The sequence below is a fragment of the Paenibacillus sp. MMS18-CY102 genome (assembly GCF_009789195.1).
Lineage (GTDB): Bacteria > Bacillota > Bacilli > Paenibacillales > Paenibacillaceae > Paenibacillus_T.
The window spans coordinates 1-621 of record NZ_WSTC01000092.1; the positions used below are offsets into that span (position 1 = coordinate 1).

1 rRNA gene is annotated in these 621 nt (G+C 48.1%); it reads left to right on the forward strand.

From position 1 onward, the window contains the following. The first annotated feature begins 300 nt into the window (after nt 1–300). A 5S ribosomal RNA gene (gene rrf, locus GON22_RS25560) occupies nt 301–417 on the forward strand. The last annotated feature ends 204 nt before the right edge of the window (nt 418–621 follow it).

Here is a 621-nt window from a genome sequence, read left to right on the forward strand (position 1 = left end):
TAACAAGGTAGCCGTATCGGAAGGTGCGGCTGGATCACCTCCTTTCTAAGGATATACCCAGTCACGATGATGACTGGATACACAATGACAGTTGTGTCTCGCTCGTTGTCAGTTTTGAAAGAGCAATTGTTCTTTCTGAATAAAAAGGCTGTTCAGCACCGAGAAGGTTGGTTCAAACCGAAGAACGAGCAACGGAGTGTAGGCTAACCTACATGAGTAGCGGAGTTCGAGGGTTGGATCAAGATTCGATGCCGAATATGCATCATGAGTTACTTCGTGATCAACAGCCGATATAATCCGTTTGGTGTCGATGGCGGAGGGGTTCCACGCGTACCCATCCCGAACACGACCGTTAAGTCCTCCAACGCCGATGGTACTTGGACCGCAGGGTCCTGGAAGAGTAGGAAGACGCCAAGCGGGTGCGAAAGCACTTGTATTTGCACCTTGAAAACTGGATAGCGAATAATGAAACATCCTTAAAGCTTTAGTTTTATAACACGAAGCGAAGATTGAATGGATGGTTACGCAAGTAACAGCCATCAATCAAGCAACTGGTTAAGCTACTAAGAGCGCACGGAGGATGCCTAGGCACTAGGAGCCGAAGAAGGACGTGGCGAACAA